The sequence below is a fragment of the Streptomyces sp. NPDC001153 genome, from assembly GCF_053598315.1.
In genome coordinates this window covers 1-9,313 of record NZ_JBSFJZ010000100.1, presented here as the reverse complement: position 1 = coordinate 9,313, position 9,313 = coordinate 1, and the positions used below count along the sequence as shown (strand labels likewise).

Sequence of the window (9,313 nt, the reverse complement as noted above, 5' to 3'; positions counted from 1 at the left end):
CAGGGCGCGCGCGTCGGCCCCGTATACGGCCAGGGCGCGCAGCTGCTCGAACGCGTTCACATACTGGGCGATCTCCGACGGCTGGGTCACCTGCAGACGGGCCGCCAGCAGCTCGACCGACACGAGCGTTTCGTCGTACACGTGGAACAGCTCCTGCGGCCACATGGGACGCCTGGTGGTCGCGCTGGGGATGATGCCCAGCGACACCTGCGGCAGCGCGCCAGCGGTCAGTAGGTAGCCGAGCTGCGCGGCCATCGCGTCCGGGTTCCCCAGCTGGTAGTAGAGGACCGGCTCTTCGATGACCATGGCGAACCGGTGCCCGGGTTCGTGGATGATCCGGGAGCGTTCCAGCCGTGCGGCCACCGCGTCCGCGACGTCGTCAGGGATGTCCCGGAAGCGGCTGATCGCCGTCATCAGGCCGCGCGCGTAGCCCTCGGTCTGCAGCAGGCCGGGCACCATCGTCGGCGAGTAGACGCGGAACAGCTTCGTCGCCTTGAACAGCGGCACGTAGCTGTTCTGCAGCTGCTTCAGCCCGGTGCGGACCTTGCGCCGCCATTCCACGTACATCGACTCTGCGGTACGGGACTGGGCGATGATGTCGTCCGCCTGGTCGCTGGCTTCGCACGCCTCGCACCAGCGGCGGACGTCTTCGGCGGACGGCGGCGTGCGGGCGCCTTCGATCCGGTACGTCTTGGGGTGCGACCAGCCGCAGCGAGCGGCCAGCTCGGCCCCGGTGATCCCGGCGTCGGCACGGAGTTCCTTCAGGCGCTGCGCGACGGCTTCGCGGGCGGCCTGCGCCGACGAGGACGGGGAGATGGACATGAGCTGGCCGTGCGCCTTCCGTGCTAGCTGATCGTGTACTGGTCGTGCGGGATCGCGCGCGCCCACACCGCTTCGAAGGCGTCGGCGCACAGCTTCACTGCGGCCGGGTCCTCGCTGATCTCCCCGCCCGCGGAGGCGCCGTCGCCGGTGAAGTGGTTCCACCGGATCAGGCGGCCGTCGATGAGCCAGAAGTCGTTGCCGGGCAGCGCGATGTCCGAGGCCTGCCTACGGGGCAGCCAGCGCACCTGCTCGCCCGCGGCAACGTTGGTGAAGGTGCCGTCGTACAGGAAGCGGGTGTACTCACTGACCGGCTCGGAGACGATGCGGGCCCGGCGCACGGCGACACCGCGACCTACGGTTTCCTGGATGAGGTCGAGCCACGGGCGCCACCATGAGGCGCGATCCCCGGCGTCGTGCCGGTGGCCGGCCCGCCACTGGGCGAACGGGCCTTTCTCGTAGTCGACGGCGTAGCTGTCGCGCATCTCCAGGTGGACGGCTGACTGGGTTGCCGCGCCGAGGAGTTCAGGAAACGTCGGCACGTTCGACGGCATCGCACGCCTCCCTGATCACCGGCACCATGCGGGCGGGGATACGGATCACGGCCTCGTGGTCCGGGATGCCCATCGCGTGGCCGGGAACCTCGAACGCTGCGCATGTGGCTTCGAGTTCGGGGCCCGGCTTCCAGCCCTGCAGTACGAGTTCGTTCGCTTCCTGGTCGACCCACACGGTGGGGCTTTCGCCGTCACCCGTGTTGGGGTCGATCCCGATGAACTGTAGGTCCACGGTCGCCTCCGCTGCTCGTCGTGTTCAGGGATGTACACCACCGTCGTGGGGGTGGCTCAGCAGGTCAAGAGCGCTAACGGGTCGCGTGCACATCGATGCACATTCCTGGCCGCCCGGCTGTCCACGCTCCTAGCGTCGTAGGGCACAATCAACCCCGGCGAGGCGGCGGAGCCTCCCGGGGCGTGGCCGACACTGCGAGGAGCGTCGACACCATGCACCGTACAGCCTGCGCGCCTACCGGGGAGCGACCAGCGCAGACAGGCCGCGAAGGGCTTGCCGAGGTCATGAACGCCTTCGAGACGAAACCGTCGTACGCGGCCTACAAGGCGCTCATCCTCCACTACAGCGACTGTCCCGCCTGCGCGGATGGCACCAACCCCTGCGCCGAGGGCGAGCCGCTGCGACAGGCCTGGAAAGCCGTGCGCTGGTCATGAGTAGCACGACGACTGATCAGGCCCCCACGCTGGTCGACATCCCCGCTGATCTCCTGCCGCTCATCCTGCTGCCGCCGCTGGAAGTCCTGCCGGACGCCCGGGCGCGCGGCGCCGAGTGCGTATGGGGCGGCGAGCCGTTGTCCACTGCGACGGCCATTGACCTCGGCGAGCGTAAGACCGACGGCGGCCACTGGTTCCCGCGCGCCTGCCGGACTTGCACGCGCCGTGCCGTGCTGGCCGCGCGCAACGACCACGCCGGCCGGTGCGAGCAGTGCACAGACGACGCCACACTCTGCGAGACCCGCCGCGCCCTGCACGCCCTCGCCTTGGAGCTACGTCGATGATCTACGCGCGCAGCGCTCGACCCAGGCGCGCGGGTCGGTCGCGTGCATGCGTTCTGAGAACACGTCAAGCTATTGCGATAATCGCAAACTTCCACGACAATCGTATCATGCATCCGATTGAAGAACTGGTCGCCCTGCGTCACCCCATGCCCAAACCGGGCACCGTCACCCCCGAGGACTGCTACGCCGGTGCCTGCGAACAGGTCGAGGAGCAGCGCAAGAACGACGCTCTCGGCCTGGAGGCCGCGGGTCAGGAGTTCCAGACGGACCCGCTGCTGCTGGCGCTCGACGACCTGAGGGCACAGAAGGAGGCCGTAGACGCCCGGATCCGGCAACTGCTGGCCTGGGGAAGGGAGTTCCACGGCAGCCGCCCCTACGGACTGGAGGAACTCGCCCGCCACGCCGGGTACAGCCCTTCCGGGATACGCACCGCCTACGGCGAGGCAGAGATCAGGCAGGTCGCCACGCAGATCGGCCGCCAGCCGAACCGGCCCCGCCGCGACACCACCGCCAGGGGCAGCCGGTGAACACGGCGGGCGGCGACGCAGCGCCGCCGCCGGAGCACCTGGCCCTGACGTCTCCGTACCAGCGGACCACCGCGGACCTTCGGCGACAGATCCTGTCCGGACGCCTGTAGCCGGGCGAGCGGCTGCCTCCCCTGCGCGGCCTCCAGCAGCCGTACGCGATCGCCTGCGCCACCGGGTGTCCAAGCTGGAGACCGGCCGCCGGACCGTCACCCCGGGAGGTCTCACCGCCTGGGCCGCGGCCACGGGTCGCCACTCGACCTCCGAGGAACTCACCGCCCGCCTGCAAGGCCTGGCGACCTACACCCGGTCGTGGCGGCGCCAGCTGCGCGCCAGGCGCCGGCCCGTACAGGACGTCCTCACCATCGAATACGAACGCTCCGCCGAACTTTCCGGCGGTGCGGTACGCGGGCACACCGCGTTGCGGTTCGCGTCCCCCTGCGCCTAGTTGATCACCAGTGCAGCGGATTGCCGCCGTAGGCGTCACCGCAGTGGCCGCCGTTGGCACGGAGCTTTCGGACGCCTTCGTCGATGCGGGCCAGGTCCTGAGCCAACTCCTTCACCAGGCGAGCCAGATGACGCCGGGAGATCCCCGCGAACAGCCGATGGGCCAGAATTGCCCGTGATCGCGACGAGCGGATTACGCCAACCCGTCAGCAAGGATGCGGCTATCAGGCACCAACTCATGGGGTCGATCAACTTCCTTGCCATACAGGCTCTTTGGCGAGGGATGGATCCCGCCGGTGGATGCCGTGTCCCTGAGAGGCGCTGATACGATTGTGAACATGGGGCCTCTTGAACCGAAAATCCTCGACCTAATAGTTGCACTGATTTGTTTCGTGCCGGTATGGGCTATTATGGCGAAAGTCCTGCTTCCCCGCCTTGAGAAGACTCTGGCAGCGCGTGACGACGCGATCGAGGGTCGTCTTGAGCAGTCGGAGGAGGCTCGCGCGGAGGCCGCGCGTATCTACGCTGAATACCAGGCTGAGCTGAGCGCCGCCCGGCACGAGGCTGCACAGACCCGTCAGGCGGCGACAGAGGAAGGTGCCGCGCTCATCGCCGCGCTGCGCGCCGAGGGACAGCAGGTGCGTGAAAAGTTGATCGCCGAGGCGAAGGTGCAGCTGGACGCCGACCGCATCCTGGCCGAGGCAGAGCTCCGCGAGGATGTTTTCGGGCTGGCTACTGAGCTGGCCGGCCGCATGGTGGGCGAGCCGCTGGCTGATCTGCCGCGCGCCCGGGAGGTGGCCGACGGGTTCTTCGCCGAGGTCGACGCGAAGACGGCTTCAAAGGCTTGACCCTCTGGCCGCGGGAGCGTTCTTCTTGCTCTCAACCAACTTCTGAGGCGGGGCTCAGATCCTTCGGGATCTGGACCCCGCCTCTTGCATGTCCGGTCAGATGGCTTTGTAACTGAGGGCCAGTGAACCTCTTTCATCCTGTGCTGGAGGGTGAAATGGGCTGGTCAGCGGGTGTCGTGACGAGGCAGGGCCCCTCGTCGTTGGCGTGGTGATTCCACTCAGCACACCGGCGACCGAAGGGGCCCTGTTGGTTCCGTATCCTGCCACGCTCGACGTCCCGCATGAGCTCGTCGAGCATGTTGCCTGGCTCCTGTACGAGCACCGCCGCGCACGCAACACCCGCTGGCGGAAGCTCGGCTGCTTCGACCAGGCACTGCTCACGCTGGTCCACCTGCGCAAGAACGAGACGTTCGCCCAGCTCGGCGCCGAGTTCGCGATATCGCAGGCCACCGCCTGGCGCTACGTGGACGAGGCCCTGGAGGTGCTGGCTTCCTGGGCCCCAGGCCTCCACGAAGCCCTCACCGGCCTCGGTGAGGGCGACCACGTCATCGTTGACGGCACACTGATCCCCACCGACCGCGTCCACGCCGATCAGCCGTACTACTCGCAGAAACACAAGAAGCACGGCATGAACGTGCAGGTCATCGCCCGCCCGGACGGCACACCCCTGTGGTTCTCCCGCGCAACACCCGGCCGCACACATGACCTGACCTCGGCCCGCGCCCACGGCATCGTCCAGGCCTGCCTGACCCGACAGATCCTTGTGCTGGCAGACCGCGCCTACCAGGGCACCGGCGCCACCTTCCACACCCCGTACTACCACCACAGCGAACAGCCCGAGCGCTACCAGCAGTTCAACCGCGACCACGCTCGACTCCGAGCCCCCGGTGAACGCGCCTTCGCCCGACTCAAGTCCTGGCGCATCATGCGCAGAGCACGCTCCTCCACCCGCCGCGTCAGCCGCACCGTCCAAGCCATCCACGTGCTACTGACCTGCGACTCTTCAGGATGAAAGAGGTTCAGTGACACAGCCAATCTCGCCGCCGCCAGTACTACGAACGCGAAGGACACCTCCGAGTACCCCGGAAGCATGTCGAACGAATCGTCGTGAGTGGCCGTGACGGCGAGGACCAGAAACAGCGGCACAGATCAACACCGAGGGCCCGCGAGGTCGACTCATCACCCGCACCACGACCCATCAGACAGGCGCTGCGCGGGGGCGGTCCTCCGGACGCCCGTGCCGGGACATCCAGCCCGTGCGGCCTGGACATCCTGGCAGTTGCCAGGATCAGCCGATTCCGGTGACCTGCAGGGCCGTGGTCCAGTTGCTCTTGATGGCGCTGCAGGCAGAGGACAGGGTGATGGTGCCGGCGCAGACGGCGTTCTTCAGCTTCGTCTCCACTCCGTCTTTGGAGTGCGCGGTCTGGGAGCCGGAGTAGGGCTCGGGCCACAGGTTGCCGGGATCGCGCGGCGCGCCGCCGAGTTCGAGGGGGACGAGGTGGTCTTCCTCGTAGTCGGCCATGTTGGTGTCGGAGTAGCCGTAGTCGATGATGCCCTGGGCCTTGAGGGGGTCGGTGTAGCACGTCGGGGGGGGGCGGACGGTGGCGGTCCAGCCGGACACACAGATGGTGCTGTGGATGTCCGACTGGCTGACGTCCGGGTTGTAGGCGCCGGGCGTGCACGAGGAATCGGGCAGCGGCAGGTACGCGTGGGAACAGGCCGAAGCCTGGGCGGTGCCGGCCGAGGCGGCAATCATTCCTGCGGCCCCGAGGGCCAGGGCACTGATGGTGGCGGTGAAGCGACGCATATGGGGTTCTCCCGCAGAGTCGGCCCGGACGGTGGGGCGCCGGGCGGCTGACGGCATGACACCACCACTCGGTCTATGCGAGTAGATCCCTCGGAGTGAACAAAAAAATGGCCTGCGCAGTTCCTCGAAGTACCGTGCCTCTCCCAGGGATTGCCGTTGTGAGCTCTGCCCAACCGGTGACTCGAAAGACGGCAGAGCCTTCCTCACCACGGGCGGGATCGGCCGCAGGCCGACGATCTGCCGGCCGAGCGGAAGGTGACGCCGTGCTCGCGGCCGAGCGCGGCCGACGTCCACCACACCGGCATCACCGCATCGACTCCCAAGCCCATCAGGCCGGATCCGAGATCCTCGTCGGCCTGGTGGACGAGCTGATCGCCGTGTGGGACGGGAATCCGGCGCGGGGATACGGAGGCACCGCGGACGTGGTGGCGTACGCCGAACGGACCGGCGTCCCGGTGCGAGTGCTATGGCCCGCAGGCGCCAGCCGATGACACGGCAGCAGCAGGCTTCCATCGAACACCGAGAGCCGACGCACCAAGCTCACCACCGACACGGGGCGCGCGGTGGCTATGCGCCAAGTACTGTGACTCCGCATGATCGAATCCGAGATTGAGATCAGCGAGGATCTGGTTCGCGACCTGCTGCGGGACCAGCATCCCGACTTGGCCGCGCTGCCCATCCGCGAGGTGCCGGGCGGCTGGGGCAACCAGATGTGGCGCCTCGGGGACGCGTTGGCGGTCCGGATGCAGCGGGTGGACACCAACCCGGATCTGCAGCTCAAGGAGCGCCGGTGGCTTCCGACCCTGGCCTCGCGCCTGCCGCTGCCAATCCCGGTCCCCGTGCGGGACGGTGCGCCGTCCGAGCGCTTCCCCAAGATCTGGACCGTCATGACCTGGGTTGAGGGCACGCCGCTGGACCACGGCTCGATCACCCGCAGCGACCATGCGGCCGACACCCTGGCCGCCTTCCTCAAGGCACTGCATGCGGAGGCGCCCGCCGAAGCACCGGACGCCTCGGACCGCGGCGGTCACCCCAAGGAGTGCGCGGAGGGCTTCGAGCACTTCCTGCGGGCCGTGGACCTCGGCCACTTCGCCGAGGACGACATCCGGGCCGTGTGGGACGACGCGGCCGCGGCTGCCGGCTGGGAGGGCCCGCGAGTATGGGTTCACGGCGACCTGCATCCCGCGAACGTCGTCGTCGCGGAGGGGACACTGGCCGGCGTCATCGACTTCGGCGATGTCTTCGCCGGCGACCCGGCCTGGGACCTTGCCGCCGCCTGGCTGCTGCTCCCCGCGGGCGGCGCCTCGCGATTCTTCGACAGCTATGCGCAGGCGGACGAGGCGGCGGTCCGACGGGCGCGCGGGCTAGCCGCAATGAAGAGCCTGTTCCTGATGCTGATGGGCCAGAACGGGGACCGCGGCCTGCCCGGCGGCAAGCCTAACTGGGGGCCCGCAGGCCGGTCGGCGCTTGAGCGCGTCCTGAAGGGCCTTTGACGCCGGCATCGTCGACCAACGCGGAGATGCCACGGCCTCTGGTGGGGCCGTGGCAACTGCGTGAGGTTGCGGGTCAGCGGGCGTCAAACGTTTCGTCAACACGATGCACGGGCGCCGATCCACGCTGCGGAGCGGCCGTCCGCGCGTCACCGCTATCGACTGCGCCGACGACGAGACCACTACAGCCGCACGTTTCCCGTTGCCCCGTCCGTGCGGAAGGCGACGCCGTACGCCCTGGCGAACCGATTGGCCTCGGCGCCGGAGCCGCCCACCGAGCGCAGGTAGAAGGCGTAGGCCACCGACGCGACCTGCTCCTCGTTCAGGTACACAACCCACCGGTTGCCGAGCTGACGCGCGGTGCGCACCTTCTCCTCCAGGCCGTCGGCCGGCGGTACGCAGAGCCGGGCATCGAGGTACACGTACAGGCGCACTGCGTCCATCTCCGAGCGGCGCAGCTCGACCAGTCGCTCGCCGTGGGCCAGCCCGAGGGGCCGACGGTCGAGGGCGTCCTCGGTGTACACCAGCGCATCCCGGCCGTGCCCCGTCAGCCGGGCCGCCCACACAACGGGCCCGCCCTCATACACGGACAACTCCGCGCGCGTCTCACGGTCGGCCAGCTCGACCAGACCCTCCCGGGCCGCACTCTCCACCGCCTTGTGATGGTCGGGGCGCAGCATGCCCAGCAGCACCCAGCCGTGCTCGGCCACCTCCTCGTGGTCGCGCAAAGCCAGCAGCGCCTCGAGGAAGGTCTTCCTGCTGGGCATACCGCGCTCCCCCGCTCCGACTGACTGGACGCTGACGAGCCGACAGTAGGAGCCCGTCCGGCAGGTTCGGGGTCGAATCCCGGAAAGATCGCCCGCGTTGACGTCGCGTCCCCGGCGCCCGGCGCGGGGAGGAGGGGCCAGGGTGCGGGCCGGAGATCAGCGGGCCCGAGTCACGGTGACAGGCACGTCCGGGCAGCTGCTGAGGACTTCAGCGAGCGCCGCCTGCCAGCCAGCATCGACACTCAAGCCCCAACAGGTCTTGTCGGCCACCCATCGGCCACCCCGCCTGACCATGCCGCACTGGTTCATCAACAGGTCAAGGGTTGATAGGCGTGCGCCCAAGCCGTCGTATGGGTTCCGTGTACGCCCTGATTAGCGACCTGACATAGGAGGATTTGCCCCAACGTCAGCTGGCTACTGTGTTCGGGCTCCATCATTCACGGGGATCCACGGGGGAGAGGTGACAGCGGTGGGGGCGCCGATACGTTCACGCCTGTTCGACTACGTCGAACCAGATCCGGCCGCTCCTTCGGAACCGGCACCCGAGCCGCAGCGTTCGCGTCTGCTGGACTTCGTTGAGGAGGCGCCGCTCAGGCGGCGGGATGGAGACGAGCGTCCGGGACCGAAGCCGGGCGTCCCGGCCTATCACACGCCAGTGTTCGTCCCGGCCCATCCGAGGTCTGTTGTGACGACGGGCGCCGGGGGCAGCCTGGCCCGTGTGCCGTTCATCGTCTACGAACTCTTCAGTCGCCCCTCGCACGGCACCGTGGCCGTCGCTTTCACCACGCTGGAGAAGCTGGTGGAGGCGCTCGGGGAGTCGCAGCCGTGGGTCGCTACGTCGATCGGCCCACTCTCCGAGGGTGTCCGCGAACAGGGCGTCGATGTCCTCCTCGACCCGCGGATCGTCCCGGGACACCCCAACTGGCAGCCGGATGACCTGGCCGCCTATGTACAGGAGGTCCGCTGATGTCGGCCGGCTTCAAGGTGATCCTGGACGACCTCACCACGATGGCGAAGACGTTTCACGACCAGGCCACCGACTGGCGC

At 68.5% G+C, this 9,313-nt stretch carries 14 protein-coding genes and 1 pseudogene; 10 read left to right on the top strand and 5 right to left on the bottom strand.

Annotation, left to right across the window (positions count from 1 at the left end):
• The 3 genes from ACWDEN_RS47350 to ACWDEN_RS47340 all read right to left on the bottom strand — a co-directional run.
• On the bottom strand, positions 1 to 822 hold an 822-nt coding region (locus ACWDEN_RS47350), incomplete at its 3' end, for a helix-turn-helix domain-containing protein (protein ID WP_450864289.1).
• A gap of 23 nt (positions 823 to 845) precedes the next feature.
• A complete protein-coding gene (locus ACWDEN_RS47345; protein WP_450864287.1) occupies positions 846 to 1,373 on the bottom strand; it encodes a DUF6879 family protein in 528 nt (175 codons plus the stop codon).
• Positions 1,345 to 1,605 (bottom strand): hypothetical protein, encoded by a 261-nt coding sequence (locus tag ACWDEN_RS47340; protein ID WP_450864285.1) that lies wholly within the window; start codon positions 1,603 to 1,605, stop codon positions 1,345 to 1,347. Before ACWDEN_RS47340 ends, ACWDEN_RS47345 begins: the two co-directional genes overlap by 29 nt.
• A 284-nt stretch (positions 1,606 to 1,889) precedes the next feature.
• Between ACWDEN_RS47340 and ACWDEN_RS47335 the strand changes: the two genes are divergently transcribed.
• The 6 genes from ACWDEN_RS47335 to ACWDEN_RS47310 all read left to right on the top strand — a co-directional run bounded on the left by ACWDEN_RS47335 (position 1,890) and on the right by ACWDEN_RS47310 (position 5,214).
• Positions 1,890 to 2,039, top strand: coding sequence for a hypothetical protein (locus ACWDEN_RS47335; protein WP_450864283.1), 150 nt, complete (start codon positions 1,890 to 1,892; stop codon positions 2,037 to 2,039).
• Positions 2,036 to 2,383 (top strand): hypothetical protein, encoded by a 348-nt coding sequence (locus ACWDEN_RS47330; RefSeq protein ID WP_450864281.1) that lies wholly within the window; start codon positions 2,036 to 2,038, stop codon positions 2,381 to 2,383. The genes ACWDEN_RS47335 and ACWDEN_RS47330 overlap by 4 nt, the downstream gene beginning before the upstream one ends.
• Before the next feature lie 107 nt (positions 2,384 to 2,490).
• Positions 2,491 to 2,910, top strand: a complete 420-nt coding sequence (locus tag ACWDEN_RS47325) for a hypothetical protein (protein WP_450864279.1) — start codon at positions 2,491 to 2,493, stop codon at positions 2,908 to 2,910.
• Between the two features lie 175 nt (positions 2,911 to 3,085).
• A complete protein-coding gene (locus tag ACWDEN_RS47320) occupies positions 3,086 to 3,355 on the top strand; it encodes a hypothetical protein (RefSeq protein WP_450864277.1) in 270 nt (89 codons plus the stop codon).
• A gap of 337 nt (positions 3,356 to 3,692) precedes the next feature.
• Positions 3,693 to 4,202: a F0F1 ATP synthase subunit B family protein gene (locus ACWDEN_RS47315; RefSeq protein WP_450864275.1), complete on the top strand. Its 510-nt coding sequence runs from the start codon at positions 3,693 to 3,695 to the stop codon at positions 4,200 to 4,202.
• Positions 4,203 to 4,407: 205 nt separating this feature from the next.
• Positions 4,408 to 5,214, top strand: coding sequence for an IS5 family transposase (locus ACWDEN_RS47310; protein ID WP_450864273.1), 807 nt, complete (start codon positions 4,408 to 4,410; stop codon positions 5,212 to 5,214).
• A 276-nt stretch (positions 5,215 to 5,490) separates the two neighbouring features.
• Here the strand turns inward: ACWDEN_RS47310 and ACWDEN_RS47305 are convergent, their stop codons facing one another.
• Positions 5,491 to 6,009, bottom strand: coding sequence for a hypothetical protein (locus ACWDEN_RS47305; RefSeq protein ID WP_450864272.1), 519 nt, complete (start codon positions 6,007 to 6,009; stop codon positions 5,491 to 5,493).
• Between the two features lie 279 nt (positions 6,010 to 6,288).
• Here ACWDEN_RS47305 and ACWDEN_RS47300 point away from each other — a divergent pair.
• Positions 6,289 to 6,500, top strand: a pseudogene (locus tag ACWDEN_RS47300) (hypothetical protein); the annotation flags it as partial.
• A 102-nt stretch (positions 6,501 to 6,602) separates the two neighbouring features.
• Positions 6,603 to 7,502: a phosphotransferase gene (locus tag ACWDEN_RS47295; RefSeq protein WP_450864270.1), complete on the top strand. Its 900-nt coding sequence runs from the start codon at positions 6,603 to 6,605 to the stop codon at positions 7,500 to 7,502.
• A gap of 179 nt (positions 7,503 to 7,681) precedes the next feature.
• Here ACWDEN_RS47295 and ACWDEN_RS47290 read toward each other — a convergent pair whose 3' ends face one another.
• Positions 7,682 to 8,266: a DUF6417 family protein gene (locus ACWDEN_RS47290; protein ID WP_450864268.1), complete on the bottom strand. Its 585-nt coding sequence runs from the start codon at positions 8,264 to 8,266 to the stop codon at positions 7,682 to 7,684.
• 718 nt (positions 8,267 to 8,984) lie between these two features.
• Between ACWDEN_RS47290 and ACWDEN_RS47285 the strand changes: the two genes are divergently transcribed.
• Together ACWDEN_RS47285 and ACWDEN_RS47280 are read left to right on the top strand one after the other, a co-directional pair.
• Positions 8,985 to 9,233 (top strand): SAV_915 family protein, encoded by a 249-nt coding sequence (locus ACWDEN_RS47285; protein WP_450864266.1) that lies wholly within the window; start codon positions 8,985 to 8,987, stop codon positions 9,231 to 9,233.
• Positions 9,233 to 9,313, top strand: an 81-nt coding sequence (locus tag ACWDEN_RS47280; protein ID WP_450863609.1) for a DUF6317 family protein, incomplete at its 3' end; no start/stop codon positions are given. The genes ACWDEN_RS47285 and ACWDEN_RS47280, both read left to right, overlap by 1 nt.

What these genes read in the sequence shown, in the direction of transcription:
- ACWDEN_RS47345 (WP_450864287.1), bottom strand. Translation starts at nt 1,373, where the DNA reads ATGCCGTCGAACGTGCCGACGTTTCCTGAACTCCTCGGCGCGGCAACC.
- ACWDEN_RS47335 (WP_450864283.1), top strand. Translation starts at nt 1,890, where the DNA reads ATGAACGCCTTCGAGACGAAACCGTCGTACGCGGCCTACAAGGCGCTC.
- ACWDEN_RS47330 (WP_450864281.1), top strand. Translation starts at nt 2,036, where the DNA reads ATGAGTAGCACGACGACTGATCAGGCCCCCACGCTGGTCGACATCCCC.
- ACWDEN_RS47325 (WP_450864279.1), top strand. Translation starts at nt 2,491, where the DNA reads ATGCATCCGATTGAAGAACTGGTCGCCCTGCGTCACCCCATGCCCAAA.
- ACWDEN_RS47315 (WP_450864275.1), top strand. Translation starts at nt 3,693, where the DNA reads ATGGGGCCTCTTGAACCGAAAATCCTCGACCTAATAGTTGCACTGATT.
- ACWDEN_RS47305 (WP_450864272.1), bottom strand. Translation starts at nt 6,009, where the DNA reads ATGCGTCGCTTCACCGCCACCATCAGTGCCCTGGCCCTCGGGGCCGCA.
- ACWDEN_RS47295 (WP_450864270.1), top strand. Translation starts at nt 6,603, where the DNA reads ATGATCGAATCCGAGATTGAGATCAGCGAGGATCTGGTTCGCGACCTG.
- ACWDEN_RS47290 (WP_450864268.1), bottom strand. Translation starts at nt 8,266, where the DNA reads ATGCCCAGCAGGAAGACCTTCCTCGAGGCGCTGCTGGCTTTGCGCGAC.